This is a genomic window from Peribacillus cavernae (assembly GCF_003989135.1).
GTDB classification, from domain to species: Bacteria; Bacillota; Bacilli; order Bacillales; family DSM-1321; genus Peribacillus; species Peribacillus cavernae.
In genome coordinates, this window is the sequence record NZ_RYZZ01000049.1 from 33,027 (window position 1) to 49,015 (window position 15,989).

Annotated in this window: 14 protein-coding genes; 9 read left to right on the top strand and 5 right to left on the bottom strand. The window is 42.0% G+C overall.

Features of this window, described 5'->3' with window-relative positions; genetic code table 11:
- Nucleotides 1-19: 19 nt before the first annotated feature.
- The 5 genes from mnmE to rpmH all read right to left on the bottom strand — a co-directional run bounded on the left by mnmE (nucleotide 20) and on the right by rpmH (nucleotide 4,006).
- Entirely contained in the window at nucleotides 20-1,405 is a 1,386-nt protein-coding gene (gene mnmE / locus ELQ35_RS21700; RefSeq protein WP_126867261.1) for a tRNA uridine-5-carboxymethylaminomethyl(34) synthesis GTPase MnmE, read from the bottom strand.
- 436 nt (nucleotides 1,406-1,841) lie between these two features.
- A complete protein-coding gene (gene jag / locus ELQ35_RS21705; protein ID WP_126867262.1) occupies nucleotides 1,842-2,462 on the bottom strand; it encodes an RNA-binding cell elongation regulator Jag/EloR in 621 nt (206 codons plus the stop codon).
- Nucleotides 2,459-3,247: a YidC family membrane integrase SpoIIIJ gene (spoIIIJ, locus tag ELQ35_RS21710; protein ID WP_126867263.1), complete on the bottom strand. Its 789-nt coding sequence runs from the start codon at nucleotides 3,245-3,247 to the stop codon at nucleotides 2,459-2,461. The genes jag and spoIIIJ overlap by 4 nt, the downstream gene beginning before the upstream one ends.
- 140 nt (nucleotides 3,248-3,387) lie before the next feature.
- The gene (gene rnpA / locus ELQ35_RS21715; protein WP_126867264.1) at nucleotides 3,388-3,744 is read right to left on the bottom strand and encodes a ribonuclease P protein component; all 357 of its coding nucleotides are present in this window, start codon (nucleotides 3,742-3,744) and stop codon (nucleotides 3,388-3,390) included.
- A 127-nt stretch (nucleotides 3,745-3,871) separates the two neighbouring features.
- Nucleotides 3,872-4,006, bottom strand: a complete 135-nt coding sequence (gene rpmH / locus ELQ35_RS21720; protein ID WP_083392281.1) for a 50S ribosomal protein L34 — start codon at nucleotides 4,004-4,006, stop codon at nucleotides 3,872-3,874.
- Between the two features lie 699 nt (nucleotides 4,007-4,705).
- Here rpmH and dnaA point away from each other — a divergent pair.
- From dnaA to ELQ35_RS21760, 9 genes are all read left to right on the top strand, one after another.
- Nucleotides 4,706-6,055, top strand: a complete 1,350-nt coding sequence (gene dnaA, locus ELQ35_RS21725; protein WP_126867265.1) for a chromosomal replication initiator protein DnaA — start codon at nucleotides 4,706-4,708, stop codon at nucleotides 6,053-6,055.
- A gap of 201 nt (nucleotides 6,056-6,256) precedes the next feature.
- Nucleotides 6,257-7,393, top strand: coding sequence for a DNA polymerase III subunit beta (gene dnaN / locus ELQ35_RS21730; RefSeq protein WP_126867266.1), 1,137 nt, complete (start codon nucleotides 6,257-6,259; stop codon nucleotides 7,391-7,393).
- 119 nt (nucleotides 7,394-7,512) lie between these two features.
- A complete protein-coding gene (gene yaaA, locus ELQ35_RS21735; protein ID WP_126867267.1) occupies nucleotides 7,513-7,728 on the top strand; it encodes a S4 domain-containing protein YaaA in 216 nt (71 codons plus the stop codon).
- Between the two features lie 15 nt (nucleotides 7,729-7,743).
- Nucleotides 7,744-8,868: a DNA replication/repair protein RecF gene (recF, locus tag ELQ35_RS21740; RefSeq protein WP_126867268.1), complete on the top strand. Its 1,125-nt coding sequence runs from the start codon at nucleotides 7,744-7,746 to the stop codon at nucleotides 8,866-8,868.
- A gap of 199 nt (nucleotides 8,869-9,067) precedes the next feature.
- Nucleotides 9,068-9,322 carry an extracellular matrix regulator RemB gene (remB, locus tag ELQ35_RS21745; protein ID WP_126867269.1) on the top strand — a complete coding sequence of 85 codons (255 nt, stop codon included), beginning with the start codon at nucleotides 9,068-9,070 and terminating at the stop codon, nucleotides 9,320-9,322.
- 81 nt (nucleotides 9,323-9,403) lie between these two features.
- On the top strand, nucleotides 9,404-11,329 hold the full coding sequence (gene gyrB, locus ELQ35_RS21750) for a DNA topoisomerase (ATP-hydrolyzing) subunit B (RefSeq protein WP_126867270.1): 1,926 nt from the start codon (nucleotides 9,404-9,406) through the stop codon (nucleotides 11,327-11,329).
- Between the two features lie 257 nt (nucleotides 11,330-11,586).
- Nucleotides 11,587-14,136 carry a DNA gyrase subunit A gene (gyrA, locus tag ELQ35_RS21755; protein ID WP_126867271.1) on the top strand — a complete coding sequence of 850 codons (2,550 nt, stop codon included), beginning with the start codon at nucleotides 11,587-11,589 and terminating at the stop codon, nucleotides 14,134-14,136.
- 154 nt (nucleotides 14,137-14,290) lie between these two features.
- Nucleotides 14,291-14,437: a hypothetical protein gene (locus ELQ35_RS22770; protein ID WP_185861863.1), complete on the top strand. Its 147-nt coding sequence runs from the start codon at nucleotides 14,291-14,293 to the stop codon at nucleotides 14,435-14,437.
- A gap of 106 nt (nucleotides 14,438-14,543) precedes the next feature.
- A complete protein-coding gene (locus ELQ35_RS21760) occupies nucleotides 14,544-15,629 on the top strand; it encodes an HD-GYP domain-containing protein (protein WP_307366458.1) in 1,086 nt (361 codons plus the stop codon).
- Nucleotides 15,630-15,989: the final 360 nt, after the last annotated feature.

The window sequence follows — 15,989 nt, forward strand, 5'->3', positions numbered from 1 at the left end:
CCTTACCCCTCCTTAATCCTTATTTTCCTAAACAAAATTGTGAGAACAATTGATCAATCAAACTTTCATGGACACTGTCTCCAGTGATTTCGCCCAACAGCTCCCAGGCTCTTGTAAAATCTATTTGCACTAAATCGACCGGTGTTCCCGCTTCGATTGCTGTAATCGCATCTTCGACAGCCTGCAGAGCTTGGCCTAACAAAGCAATATGTCGTGAATTAGATACATATGTCATGTCCCCAGCTTCTAGATTGCCCTGAAAGAACAGATCTGCAATTGCTTCCTCCAGCTCGTCGACTCCTTGATCCTCCAATAACGATGTAGTTACGACTCTATGACTTTCGGATAACCGTTTCACGCGTTCTATATCAATTTTTCCCGGTAAATCTGTCTTATTGACAATCACGATCACATCCATGCCCATTACGGCTTGATAAAGGTTTTCGTCCTCGGGTGTAAGATCATCGGAATAGTTCAATACCAGCAGAATCAAATCTGCTTCTTTCAAAACAGCCCTTGAGCGCTCAACGCCAATTCTTTCGACAATATCCTCCGTTTCACGGATGCCTGCCGTATCCACGAGCCTGAGCGGCACACCGCGAACGTTTACGTATTCCTCGATCACATCACGGGTTGTCCCGGGAATGTCGGTTACGATTGCTTTATTTTCATGCACGAGGCTGTTTAGCAGGGAAGACTTTCCTACATTCGGCCTGCCGATAATTACGGTTGACAGACCTTCACGTAAAATTTTTCCCTGCTGAGAAGTCTGGAGCAATTTCTCAATCTCCTGTTGAACATAGCGGGCTTTTTCCATGAACAGGCGGTGTGTCATTTCTTCTACATCGTCATATTCTGGATAATCTATATTGACCTCGACCTGTGCGAGTGTCTCGAGGATTTCCTGGCGGAGAGTGCCGATCAGCTTCGATAAACGCCCCTCCATCTGCCCTAATGCTACATTCATCGCCCTGTCTGTTTTGGCGCGGATTAAATCCATAACAGCCTCTGCCTGGGATAAGTCAATCCGGCCATTCAGGAAAGCTCTTTTAGTGAACTCGCCGGGCTCTGCAAGACGGGCACCTTGAGCAAGTATGAGCTGCAGAACTCTATTTACCGAAACCATTCCGCCATGGCAATTGATTTCGACTACATCCTCACGGGTAAATGTTTTCGGGCCCTTCATGATTGACACCATGACCTCTTCGATTGTTTCTCCGGTTTTGGGGTCGGCTAAATGACCGTAATGAATCGTATGCGAATCGGCCTTGATGAGACTTTTCGCTTTTGGTCCCCTGTATATTTTCTCTGCGATCGTGATCGCTTCATCTCCGCTGATACGGACAATCGCAATCGCACCTTCGCCCATAGGAGTGGATATGGCCGTTATTGTATCGTACTCCATAGATTTCACCTCTCTTGCAAACATCTTATCTATATAAAGTGAAACTTCTATCAGTGGAGATTTTCTTTATTCCCCACTGATGGTTAGTTGAACAAATCGGGAATTTACGGACAATTTTCCCCCACTTAGACTTTGTGGCCTTGAAGTGGGGGACTAAATGTCCGTTAATGCGCGACAAAGTGCTTAACGGCCTTTTGTCCTAAATGACTAGAGTATCATAGTCTTAACCTGAAAAAAAGCAGATAACCCTTCAATAGTTATCCACATATAAAAACCCAATATGTTTATGCCATTCTATTTTAACTTATCCACATGTGAATAACAACCAAGCCTGTTAGCCTGATTTCTCCAATCATCCTATTGTTTATATCTCTCAATTCTATTTCATCCAGCACAAAAAGCTCCCGATGACAGCGTCATCGGGAGCTTTTTGTACTTATTTAGTTGGTGTAATCACTAAATGACGGTGCGGTTCAGTTCCATTTGATGTCGTTTTGATCTTCGGGTAATTCATTAAAGCGGTATGAATCACCTTTCGCTCATATGGAGGCATTGGTTCCATGGAAACTTCCTTTCCAGTCCGCATCGCTTTGTTAGCCATTCTTTCCGCCAGCTGGATAAGTGTATCATTCCGGCGCCGTCGGTAATCTTCGGCATCCACCGTGATATTCAGGTACTGCCTGGAGTAACGGTTGGTCACCAGCTGTGTCAGATACTGCAAAGAGTTTAAAGTTTGTCCTCTTTTTCCGATCAAAAGCGCAATTTTTTCGCCAGATAGCTGAAAGATGACGTTTTTTCCTTCCCGGATCACATCCACCTGGACGGGGGCGGCCATTTTGTCACTGACGTCCTTTAAAAACTTAACTGCTTCCTCGATTGCATCAGGCGGCAAAGTAACCTTTACAACCGCCTGCCTGCTTCCGAACAAGCCGAAAAATCCTTTTTTTCCTTCATCGACTATTTCAATTTCCACACGGTCTCTCGTGGTGTTCAACGTAGCTAAAGCTGATTCTACTGCTTCTTCGACAGATTGTCCTGTAGCAGTTATTTGTTTCACTTTTTCGTTGCTCCCCCCACATTTCCGGCAGCTGCTTTTTTCAGGTCCGGTGCTTTAATGAAATAGGTTTGAACGATCATGAATATATTACCGACTACCCAGTACAAGGAAAGGGCAGCAGGGAAGTTAACAGCGAAAACAACGATCATGATCGGCATGATGTATAGCATCATTGACATCTGTGCGGCCATTTGAGGGTTGCTGTCCATTCCGACCATGGTGATTTTTTGCTGGATGAATGTTGTAATCCCGGCAATGACTGGCAAGATGTAATAAGGATCTTTATCGCCAAGGTCAAACCATAAAAAACTATGGTTTGAAATTTCCCTGGTACGGCTGATAGCATGATAAAATCCGATTAATATCGGCATTTGAACCAATAACGGAAAACAGCCTGCCAATGGGTTGACTCCATATTTTTGGAATAAGGCCATTGTTTCCTGCTGCAGCTTTTGCTGGGTAGCCGCATCCTTTGAGCTGTATTTCTCACGGAGCTCTTTCATCTCCGGCTGGACGGCCTGCATCGCTTTGGAACTTTTTGTTTGTTTAATCATTAACGGCAGGATGGCAAGGCGAACCAGGATGGTTACGGCAATGATCCCAAATCCGTAGCTTGCACCCAAAAATTCAGAAACAGAGATGATCAGCACCGATAATGGATAGACGATATATTCGTTCCAAAACCCTGTACTATCTGGCGTGATCGGCTTATTTACCTCCATACATCCCGTCAGTACGAGCATCATGGAAACAAGTCCGATAATGAGTAATATTCGTTTTTTCAACCGTATTTTCCTCCTGTCATCTTACAATTCATCTAAATATTATATAGAACTGTCTATATCGCCAAGTGCAGAGGCAGTGCGTTTTTTTATACTCGGATATACGAAAGAAAAATAGATTGGTTTCAAAAAAAAAGGTGACATTACTTTTTTCTGGTTTTGAACATTAAAGCCTGCGAACGTTTCAAAACATGCACCAGACTGCTTTTCACCTGGAAAAAGGTCATTTCGGCTGCCGGCTTCCTTGCGATTACAACATAATCGCTGCCATTCTTTACATCTTCCATTAACTCTAAAAAAGATTGTCTTATGTATCTTTTGATTTGGTTTCTTACGACAGCGTTCCCAATTTTTTTACTAACGGAAAGACCAATTCGAAAATACTCCTGATTTGGTTTTTCAAGGACATAGACAACAAATTGTCTGTTGGCGAATGATTCCCCTTTTCGAAACACATCCTGGAATTCATCATTCTTTTTGATCCTTAGTTTCTTTTTCATCCTTACACCCTCAATAAAATAAATTGGGTTTAGCTTTACATATTCAAACTTGTCAGGGGAAGGACGCCCTTCCTCCTGCAACAGGTAACCATTATGGAAAAAAAGACCACTGAGACTTTTCAGTGGTCTACGCAGATAATACTTTTCTGCCCTTGCGACGGCGTGCAGCTAATACCCTACGTCCGTTTTTTGTGCTCATGCGGCTACGGAAACCGTGAACCTTACTGTGCTTGCGCTTATTTGGTTGATAAGTTCTTTTCATTATATGACACCTCCCTCGAGGAATAACAATTACAGACAGTCCCTATGATTATATAGAGGATAATTGAAAAATGCAACCTCTCTTTTAAAAAAATGCCGCAGCTTACTCAGTAAGATTAAAAGAAAAATCAAACACATAAAAACGAAGCCTTCCAGACATCCCATACAAAAAGTTCTTCCAGTAAATCATTTCAGGTCCTGTGGATAGTTTTTCGACATATTTCTCACTATCCACAACTCACTTTGACAAGTTTTACACATAGTAGCTGGTTGTGGAAAAGTTTTCCCCACAGGCTGGGCGTCTTGTGGATAAACTTTTAAAAGCCATTGCAAGTAAGGCAAATATCTGATATTATATTTGTGTTTTCACTCTTAATAACTTTATCAACAGATTTGATTATCCACAGAATGTTAATAACTTGTGGATAGTTTATTCAAGAGTTGTAGATTAATTTGTCCACAAACAGTAGATATTGTCGAAAAGACGCTTTTATTCCTTATTATATATTTTTCTGTATAACTATTGGTGAATAATTATACTGGCTTATACGCACTGTTAAAAAATCTTGCATAAATATTGCATTATATGCATGGGATCTAAATTACCTGAAGAACGTACTTCTTTTCTGTGGGGCTGACTTTTGTATAGCCAGATTTTTGTTTATCTTTTTATAGAATATCTCGAAAAGGAGGGACTATATTGGAGAATATCGACGCTTTATGGAATCAGGCGCTTGGTAAAATCGAGAAGAAAATTAGTAAACCAAGCTTTGAGACTTGGTTGAAATCCACTAAAGCACACAAGCTGCAAGGGGATATCCTGACAGTGACGGCACCTAACGAGTTTGCGCGTGACTGGCTGGAAGAGAGATACTCCCATCTTATTTCCACTGTATTAGTCGAGTTAACCGGGGAAGAACTTGAAGTTAAATTCATCATTCCTCCAAACCTCGGGGAAAATGACTTTGATTTGCCTGCTCCGTTAAAAAAAGCAAAAAAACAGGCTGTCGATCAAAATGATTTTCCGCAGCATATGTTGAACACGAGAAATACCTTTGATACATTTGTCATTGGATCAGGCAACCGTTTTGCCCATGCAGCATCTCTCGCTGTAGCCGAGGCCCCTGCGAAGGCCTATAATCCACTGTTCATCTATGGAGGCGTAGGCCTTGGAAAAACTCACTTAATGCATGCGATCGGACACTATGTCCAGGAGCATAATCCTTCGGCAAAAGTCGTCTATTTATCTTCAGAGAAATTCACGAATGAATTCATTAACTCCATTCGAGATAACAATGCGGAAGCTTTTCGAAATAAATACAGAAGTGTTGACGTTCTTCTGATTGATGATATTCAATTTTTAGCTGGGAAAGAACAAACCCAGGAAGAATTTTTCCATACTTTTAATACATTGCATGAGGAAAGCAAGCAGATTGTGATCTCCAGTGACCGTCCTCCAAAAGAAATCCCGACGCTTGAGGATCGCCTTCGCTCTCGTTTTGAATGGGGTCTCATCACGGATATAACTCCACCGGATTTAGAAACAAGGATAGCGATATTGCGCAAAAAGGCTAAAGCGGAAGGGCTCGATATTCCGAATGAAGCCATGCTGTATATTGCCAACCAAATCGATTCCAACATCCGTGAACTGGAGGGTGCTTTAATCCGGGTTGTCGCTTATTCCTCCTTAATAAATAAAGATATAAATGCCGACCTTGCCGCGGAGGCACTAAAAGACATCATTCCAAGCTCAAAGCCGAAAATCATCACGATCCCTGATATCCAAAGGACTGTCGGAGAGCATTACAGCGTTAAGCTTGAGGATTTTAAAGCAAAAAAAAGAACGAAGTCCGTTGCCTTTCCGAGGCAAATTGCGATGTATTTATCAAGGGAATTGACAGACTCATCGCTTCCGAAGATAGGGGATGAGTTTGGCGGGCGCGATCACACAACAGTCATCCATGCCCATGACAAAATTTCAAAGCTGTTGCAAACTGATTCCCAACTGCAAAGACAAGTAAAAGATATCCAGGATCAATTAAAGGTATGACTAAACCTGAATAGTGTTAATAACGAGCTTATACTTACACACAGTCTATCCACATGTGGATAGACTGTTTTTCCTTACGGCTTTTGGGGTTATCCACATACTAACAGGCCCTATTACTACTATTACTACTTTTTTAAAAAAATAATAACTAATATTCTATGTCATCAGGCCATTAAATATTACGAATTGGGGGAGTTATATATGCGATTTATCATCCAGCGGGATCGTTTAGTTCACAGTGTTCAAGAAGTAATGAAAGCCGTAACGTCCAGAACAACGATTCCGATATTAACCGGAATTAAAATCACGGCTGGAAACGAAGGTGTCACATTAACCGGAAGCGACTCAGATATTTCAATCCAGTCATTTATACCTGTAGAGGAAGCCGGAAACGAACTGGTTGAAATTAAACAAACAGGCGGCATTGTATTAAACGCCCGTTTCTTTAGTGAAATTGTAAAGAAACTTCCAATGGATATGGTAGAAATAGATGTGCAAAATAGCTTTCAAACTGTAATCCGTTCCGGAAGAGCTCAATTTAATTTAAATGGCCTTGATGCAGAGGAATATCCTCATTTGCCTTTAATTGAGGAGGAGAATATTTTTAAGCTGCCCGCCGACTTATTAAAAACATTAATCCGCCAGACAGTGTTCGCAGTGTCCACGTCAGAAACACGCCCAATCTTGACAGGTGTAAACTTCAAGATGGAAAACGGGGAATTATCCTGTATTGCAACAGACAGCCATCGGCTGGCAATGAGGAGAGCCATTCTTGAAAACGGCGTGAATGGAAGCTACAACGTAGTGATTCCTGGAAAAAGCTTAAACGAATTGAGTAAAATTATCGATGATAACACTGAATTGATCGAAATTATCATTACCGAAAACCAAGTTCTGTTTAAAGCAAAAAACTTATTGTTCTTCTCAAGGCTACTTGAAGGGAATTATCCGGATACATCAAAACTGATTCCAACCGACAGCAAAACGGATGTTACCGTCCGGGTAAAAGATTTTTTGCAAGCGATTGATCGTGCTTCGCTCTTGGCAAAAGAGGGCAGGAACAACGTTGTAAAGCTGACAGCATTCGATAAAGGCATCATTGAGATATCCTCAAACACTCCAGAAATCGGGAAAGTCGTCGAAGAAGTACAGGCGGGATCGATAGAAGGCGAGGAACTAAAAATCTCCTTTAGCGCCAAATTTGTGATGGATGCTTTAAAAGCATTAGAGGGCACTGATATAAAAATCAACTTCACCGGCGCCATGCGTCCATTCGTGATCCGCTCTCTGCATGACGAAACAATGCTGCAATTAATCCTGCCGGTTCGGACATACTGATTAGCCCATTTCTGCTAAACGAGAATTTCCCAAGAAAGAAATACACTGCTTTTGTATTAATCTCAAATATTTAGTAAAATAAAGTATTGGAGACTACTTTTAGAAATGAGTGAAATGCGATGAATAAGATTCAGATTGATACTGAATACATTACGCTCGGCCAATTTTTGAAATTAGCAGACATCATCCAAAGCGGCGGCATGGCAAAGTGGTTTTTAAGTGAGCACGAAATATTTGTTAACCAAGAACTGGATGTAAGAAGAGGAAGAAAGCTTAGAGAAGGAGATAAAATAGAAATCCCACAGGTCGGAAATTTTTTGATCATGCGCTCATAAAGGGAAGAACCTATTATGTATATAGAAAATATCAGGCTGAAGAATTACAGAAATTATCAGGATCTGGACGTCGCCTTTGAAAATAAAGTAAATGTCATCCTTGGCGAAAATGCACAGGGCAAGACAAATGTGATGGAATCGATCTTTGTTTTAGCGATGGCAAAATCCCATCGGACATCCAATGACAAAGATCTTATTCGCTGGGACGCGGAATATGCTAAAATAGAAGGCAGGGTAAGAAAGAGAAATACGTCTATTCCGTTAGAATTGGTCATTTCCAAAAAAGGTAAGAAAGCTAAAAGCAACCATATCGAACAGCAAAGATTAAGCCAATATGTCGGGAACATGAATGTAGTGATGTTTGCACCTGAGGATCTTCACCTGGTAAAAGGAAGTCCTCAGGTTAGACGGCGTTTCATCGACATGGAAATTGGCCAGGTTTCTCCTGTTTACCTTCATGATATTAGTCAATATCAAAAAATACTACAACAAAGAAATCATTACTTAAAACTTCTTCAAACCCGTAAACAAACCGATACGGCGATGCTTGATGTCCTAACGGAACAATTAGTTCAATATGCTGCGAAAATTATTAAAAAACGATATCAGTTTCTTTCGTTGCTACAGGCATGGGCAGAACCAATCCACTCTGGGATATCAAGAGGACTGGAAGTGCTTGAAATTCAATATAAACCATCGCTTGATGTATCAGAATCCGCAGATTTGACGAAAATGATAGAAGAATACCAAGAAAGTTTTGTTAAAATTAGAACGAGGGAAATAGAACGAGGCGTAACACTGATAGGTCCTCATCGAGATGACCTGGTTTTTTTTGTGAATGGGCGCGATGTCCAAACATTTGGTTCCCAGGGTCAGCAGCGCACGACAGCCCTTTCTTTGAAACTTGCTGAAATAGAATTAATCCATGCAGAAATAGGCGAATATCCGATATTGCTCCTAGATGATGTATTGTCGGAATTAGATGATTACCGTCAATCTCATCTCCTAAACACGATACAGGGAAAGGTTCAAACATTTGTTACTACGACCTCAGTGGAAGGCATTGATCACCAGACATTGCGTGAAGCTTCATCCTTTTTCGTGGATCAGGGCAGTTTGTCCCGCATTAACGGGCAGTAAGACCTTCTCTTCAAGTTTTAGAGCAATTAAACGTTCAGGTGAAGGACAACTAGGAAGAAACGAATGCTAATTATGCGGCGTCTTCACTGGCACATCCTGCACGCCGAGCCCGGTTTGTTTGACTTGCATCAGTGGGGATGAAGAGCCTGTACTGATCGAAGTTCTCACTTTATCAAAGATCAAATGACGAGGTGAATCGATGTATCTCCATATTGGTGAGGACATACTTGTAAAAACCGATGAGGTTATTGCTATTTTAGATAAACAGATCCTCCAATCATCTTTTATCATGCGGGAATTTCTCGATAGAAAAAAAGAAATGACAGTTAATCTGGCAAAAGGGTCAATAAAATCAATTGTCGTTACAAATAAACATATATATTATTCACCCCTTGCATCGGTTACTTTAAAGAAACGTTCACAGCAAAAAACGATTTTGATCAATGGATCATAGATTTCAGAGGAACTGGATTGTTAGAAATCTTTACAATCGGTATAATATGCCAATAGAAAAGTGTAGGTGGTTGGTGTGGCAATGGAACAAAGAGAAGCTCAAGCCATGGATTATGATGAAAACCAGATACAGGTATTGGAAGGTTTAGAGGCTGTACGTAAGCGACCAGGAATGTATATTGGTGCCACTTCTGCCAGGGGTCTTCACCATTTGGTTTGGGAAATCGTCGATAACAGTATTGATGAAGCTCTGGCTGGATTTTGTGATGAAATCAAAATCATTATCGAAAGTGATAACAGTATCACTGTCATTGATAATGGACGTGGAATTCCCGTTGGCATCCATGAAAAAATGGGACGCCCAGCTGTGGAAGTAATCATGACAGTATTGCATGCGGGCGGTAAGTTCGGAGGTGGCGGCTACAAGGTATCCGGTGGGCTGCATGGAGTAGGGGCCTCTGTTGTTAATGCCCTTTCCACCGTATTAGAGGTATTTGTCCATCGTGAGGGCAATGTTTATTATCAAAAATTCGAACGTGGAGTCCCGCAGGAAGACTTGAAAATCATTGGAGAAACAGACCATACCGGAACCACGATCCATTTTACGCCGGATGGTGAAATCTTTACCGAAACGCTTGAGTTTGAATATGAAACCCTCGCTACCCGATTAAGGGAGTTGGCATTCTTAAACAGGGGAATCAAGATCATCATTGAAGATAAGCGTGAAGAAAAAGAGCGTTCCAACGAATATTGCTATGAAGGCGGTATTAAGTCGTATGTAGAACACTTGAACCGTACCAAAGAAGCTCTCCATGAAGAGCCAATCTCCATCGAAGGAGAAAAAGAAGGAATATCGATCGAAATTGCGCTTCAGTACAATGAAGGCTATACAACTAATCTTTACTCCTTCGCTAACAATATCCACACGTACGAAGGGGGAACCCATGAATCAGGCTTTAAAACGGCCCTGACTCGTGTCATCAACGATTATGCAAGAAAGAACAGCATTGTTAAAGATAATGATGCAAATCTTTCGGGTGAAGATGTACGTGAAGGCCTGACGGCGATTATTTCGATTAAACACCCGGACCCACAATTTGAAGGCCAGACGAAGACGAAATTCGGAAACTCAGAGGCTCGTACGATCACAGATTCGATATTATCTGAAAAACTGGATTCGTTCATGCTTGAAAACCCTTCAGTTGCTAGAAAAATTGTTGATAAAGGGTTAATGGCGGCAAGAGCCCGTTTGGCTGCCAAGAAGGCCCGTGAGTTAACGAGAAGAAAAAGCGCCTTAGAGATTTCAAGCTTGCCTGGTAAATTAGCTGATTGTTCTTCTAAGGATCCATCTATCAGTGAACTGTATATCGTTGAAGGTGATTCGGCCGGAGGATCTGCGAAACAAGGACGCAGCCGGCACAACCAGGCTATCCTGCCACTTAGAGGGAAAATCCTCAATGTAGAAAAAGCAAGATTGGATAAAATCCTTTCGAGCCAGGAAATTCGTACAATTATCACTGCCCTTGGCACGGGAATCGGTGAGGAATTTGATATTTCGAAAGCGAGATATCATAAAATTATTATCATGACCGATGCTGATGTAGATGGTGCGCATATCAGAACGTTATTATTAACCTTCTTTTTCCGTTATATGAGACAAATCATCGATGCCGGCTATATCTACATCGCTCAGCCTCCGTTATACAAAGTGCAGCAGGGCAAACGAATAGAATATGCCTACAACGACCGCCAGCTTGATGAGATCATAGCTCAGCTTCCCAGCCAGCCCAAGCCAGGACTCCAGCGTTATAAAGGGTTAGGGGAAATGAATCCGGAACAGCTTTGGGAAACCACAATGAACCCGGAAACGAGGACTCTTCTTCAAGTCAAACTAGAAGATGCCATTGAAGCCGATTCAACCTTTGATATGCTCATGGGAGATAAGGTAGAGCCGCGGCGGGAATTCATTGAAGAAAATGCAATCTATGTTAAAAACCTGGATATCTAAGAAAAGCGCAAGCGCCTTGTAAAAAGGAACGTCGACGTCAGCGCATCCTGCGCAAGTCCGACAAGCATAAGGCAATCCAGCAAGAAGGCGTTCTTCCCTTCTTGCTGTGATTGCCTTATGCCCTCGAGGGGCTAGGCTGCTTGCGCTGAACACCTTTCGAAGTTCAAGAAGTTTTACTTTCTTTTGTTTAATCGAAAACAGGGTAGATGTTTGGTGTCTTCCCTGTCTAAAATGCACTTCTAATAGGAGGTTGCTCCATGTCTGAAATAGAGAAACCAAACGTTCAAGAAATAAATCTTAGCCATGAAATGCGCACTTCATTTTTAGATTATGCGATGAGTGTCATTGTTTCGCGCGCCCTTCCTGACGTAAGAGATGGATTGAAACCGGTTCACCGCCGTATTTTATATGCGATGAATGATTTAGGGATGACGTCTGATAAAGCCTATAAAAAATCAGCGCGTATTGTCGGAGAAGTGATCGGTAAGTACCATCCGCATGGTGATTCAGCTGTATACGAGACAATGGTGCGCATGGCGCAAGACTTCAACTATCGCTATATGCTTGTAGATGGCCACGGCAACTTCGGATCCGTCGACGGAGACCCTGCTGCAGCGATGCGTTATACCGAGGCGAGAATGTCTAAAATATCCATGGAACTAATCCGTGATATTAATAAAGACACCATTGATTACAAAGAAAATTATGATGGCTCGGAAAAAGAACCAGCTGTTCTCCCTGCCCGTTTTCCTAACCTTTTAGTAAACGGTTCTTCAGGGATTGCAGTAGGAATGGCAACGAATATCCCGCCTCATCAGTTGGGTGAAATTATCGACGGGGTATTGGCAGTCAGCAAAAACCCGGACATTTCCATTCCTGAGCTGATGGAAGTCATTCCAGGTCCTGATTTTCCAACGGCTGGCCTCATTTTAGGCCGCAGCGGAATTAGAAGGGCTTATGAAACAGGGAGAGGTTCGATTACCCTGCGGGCAAAAGTCGAGATTGAAGAAAAGTCAAACGGGAAACAGGTAATCATTGTTAATGAATTACCGTATCAGGTCAATAAAGCACGGCTGATTGAAAAAATTGCCGAACTGGTCCGTGACAAGCGTATTGAGGGAATTACAGATCTCCGTGATGAATCCGATCGAAACGGTATGCGCATTTTTATCGAAGTACGCAGGGATGCAAATGCGAATGTATTGTTAAATAACCTTTATAAACATACAGCCATGCAGACAAGCTTTGGCATCAACCTGTTAGCGCTCGTAGAAGGCCAGCCAAAAGTATTGAATTTAAAGCAATGTTTACAGTACTATCTTGATCACCAGCAAGTTGTGATTCGGCGCAGAACAGAATACGAGCTTCGTAAAGCGGAAGCTCGAGCCCACATCTTAGAAGGCTTGCGTATCGCTCTTGATCATTTAGACGAAGTGATCAACTTAATCCGCAGTTCACAGACAACGGATATTGCGCGAGAAGGATTGATGACACAATTCAACCTTTCTGAAAAACAGGCACAGGCTATCCTTGACATGCGTTTACAGCGGTTGACAGGCCTGGAACGCGAGAAAATTGAGGAAGAATACCAATCCCTGGTAGCCTTGATCGCTGAATTGCGAGGAATCCTGGCTGATGATGAAAAGGTCCTAGCTATTATTCGTGAAGAGCTTACAGAAATCAAAGATCGCTTCAATGATGAGCGCCGTACAGAAATCGTGGTCAGCGGACTAGAAAATATTGAAGATGAAGATCTTATTCCCGTTGAGAACATCGTTGTTACGCTAACCCACAACGGGTATGTCAAACGCCTGCCAGTATCGACGTACCGCAGCCAAAAACGCGGCGGTAGGGGAATTCAGGGAATGGGTACAAATGAGAATGACTTTGTAGAACATCTCCTTACCACCTCGACGCACGATACCCTGCTTTTCTTTTCAAATAAAGGAAAGGTATACCGTGCCAAAGGATATGAAATTCCCGAATATGGAAGAACGGCTAAAGGATTGCCGATCATTAACCTTCTCGAAGTCGAGAAAGGCGAATGGGTAAATGCGATTATTCCAGTCAAGGAATTTGGCGATGATATGTTCCTGTTCTTTACCACGAAAGAAGGCATTTCAAAACGGTCTCCGCTATCTTCTTTTGCAAACATCCGCAACAATGGGCTGATCGCTTTAGGATTACGTGAAGGGGATGAATTAATCTCTGTTCGCTTAACGGATGGAAAGAAAGATATGATTATCGGAACAAAACACGGTATGCTGATCCGTTTCCCAGAAACGGATGTCCGCTCAATGGGCCGTACAGCCACCGGAGTTAAAGGGATTACCTTGCGCAACAACGATGAAGTCGTCAGCATGGAAATCCTGGAAGAGGATTCTGAAGTGCTGATCGTTACGATAAACGGGTTTGGCAAGCGTACCCCTGCTGGAGAATACCGTATTCAAAGCCGCGGCGGAAAAGGAATCAAAACATGTAATGTAACAGAAAAAAATGGGGAACTTGTTGCAGTTAAAACGGTGACTGGAGAAGAGGATTTATTGCTGATCACTGCAGGCGGTGTCCTAATCCGAATGGATGTAAACGATATCTCGAGAACAGGACGAAACACACAGGGTGTCAAATTGATCCGTCTCGAGACAAGTGATAATGAATATGTATCTACGGTGGCAATGGTTGAAAAAGAAGAAGAAAAAGAAATCCTCAATGAAATCGAAGAAACGCAGCCTGTAGAGCCTTTCAAGGATGAAATTGCCGATAAAGAAGAATCCACCACTGAAGACGAAAACGAAGATGGGGAATAAAAAGAAGCATCCTATTTGGATGCTTCCTTTTTTACTGTAAAGGAAACTATAGATTGAATTTTATGTGGATAACTTAATTTTGATTATCTACATCCAGCTCCAGCGCCTAGCCCCGACGCACAGGACGTGCTAGTGCCGACGAAGACATGAGGACGTGGCAATTTTAGTCGGCCTCGAGGTCATAAGCCAATCATCTGATGGGGAGAAAACCGCTCCCCATACAGCTGCTCGTCTTATGCTTGTCGGACTTGCACAGGATGTGCTGACGCCGACGTTCGCCACAGGACGTGGCGGATGTTAGTCAACGTTCCTTTTAGGCGCTTGCGCTTTTGTTCTATTTGAACTAGAATTTATTAGGAAAGTACAGTAATATTATGGTAATCATTAAAATTTAAGCTGTTACAGGGGTGGGCAGTTTGCGTGTTAAAACAGATGATCTAGTAGAAGGCACGATCCTCGCAAAGGATATACCTGGCTTGGCCAACCGTCCAATTATGGCCAGTAAAACAATCATAAATCATGATCGTTTGGAAGTATTAAAAGCTTTTTTGATTGCGGAAGTTAGTGTTGAGAAAACATTAATCAACGGCCTGCCGTTTGTTCCGAAAGAAATGATCGAAGACGAAGAAGAGGAAAAGGAAGCGGACGATTCCCATTTCATTTCAGCCTACTTGAGAACTGTTCAAAGCTATAAAAAGCTGTTCAGGAATTGGCAGGCAGGAAGTTCAATCGAAGTGTCAAAAGTAAGGGAGTTGATTATCCCCTTATTCAATAAGGTAATGCAAAACCAGTCACAACTTTTCTTGCTTCATCATTACAGTACAAAAGCTGATTATCTATTCCACCATGCGATTTCTGTTGGCTTGATAAGCGGTTATCTTGCAAAAAATTTAAACTATGAACAGGGTGATATGTTTCAGATAGTTATGGCAGGTTGTCTGGTGGACTGTGGGATGGCGAAAGTACCGCCAACAATCCTCGAAAAGAAAACAAGCCTGTCTTCTGAGGAATTTGAAGAAGTGAAAAGGCATCCGATTTACAGCCTTCAAATGCTCCAGAACAGTCCTCTCCTAAAGGAGGCTGTGAAATATGCAATTCTCCAGCATCATGAGAGATTGGACGGCAGCGGATATCCTTCCGGAAGAAGGGGGCAGTCACCTCATGCATTCTCGAGGATTGTCGCAGTAGCTGATGTATATCATGCCATGACATCCGAGAGAAACTACCGGATAAAGCAATCTCCTTTTAAAGTAATGGAGATGATTTTACAAGATGACTTTGGGAAATTCGATATAAGCGCGGTCAAAACATTATTATCAGGAATTACAAACTTTTCAATTGGAAGCAAGGTTAAGCTATCAAACGGATATACAGCCGAAATTATCTTCATTGAGTCCAATGGCCCAACGAGGCCGATGGTCAAGCTCCTGGATACCGGAGAAATCATCCACCTGGGAAAAAACAGGGAGATATTCATTGAAGAAGCACTCTAATCAATCACAAAAGCCCGTTGTGGACAACGGGCTTTTGTGATTTTCTTAAAAATATAATTTAAAATTGCGAATTTATTTTTCAGCCTTGATTTCAGAAAAAAAAGTCGATATAATAACTAAGTCAGCAAAAAAAGGATAAATAACTTGTTGACTTGATTAATAGAATATGATATATTATTAAAGTCGCTTCCGAGAGGAACGGTCAGAAAATATCTACTTATACTTTTTGATTAGCCGAAATAATTGCTCTTTGAAAACTGAACAAAACAAAGCGCCAACGTTTATTTTAAAAGTGAGCAAACACTTCAAAAAATTGTAATGAGCAATCAGACATTTCTTCGGAGAGTTTGATCCTGGCTC

Bases quoted from the DNA above. Each gene is read 5' to 3' on its own strand.
- mnmE (WP_126867261.1), bottom strand. From the start codon at position 1,405: ATGGAGTACGATACAATAACGGCCATATCCACTCCTATGGGCGAAGGT.
- rnpA (WP_126867264.1), bottom strand. From the start codon at position 3,744: ATGAAAAAGAAACTAAGGATCAAAAAGAATGATGAATTCCAGGATGTG.
- rpmH (WP_083392281.1), bottom strand. From the start codon at position 4,006: ATGAAAAGAACTTATCAACCAAATAAGCGCAAGCACAGTAAGGTTCAC.
- dnaN (WP_126867266.1), top strand. From the start codon at position 6,257: ATGCGATTTATCATCCAGCGGGATCGTTTAGTTCACAGTGTTCAAGAA.
- yaaA (WP_126867267.1), top strand. From the start codon at position 7,513: ATGAATAAGATTCAGATTGATACTGAATACATTACGCTCGGCCAATTT.
- recF (WP_126867268.1), top strand. From the start codon at position 7,744: ATGTATATAGAAAATATCAGGCTGAAGAATTACAGAAATTATCAGGAT.
- remB (WP_126867269.1), top strand. From the start codon at position 9,068: ATGTATCTCCATATTGGTGAGGACATACTTGTAAAAACCGATGAGGTT.
- gyrB (WP_126867270.1), top strand. From the start codon at position 9,404: ATGGAACAAAGAGAAGCTCAAGCCATGGATTATGATGAAAACCAGATA.
- gyrA (WP_126867271.1), top strand. From the start codon at position 11,587: ATGTCTGAAATAGAGAAACCAAACGTTCAAGAAATAAATCTTAGCCAT.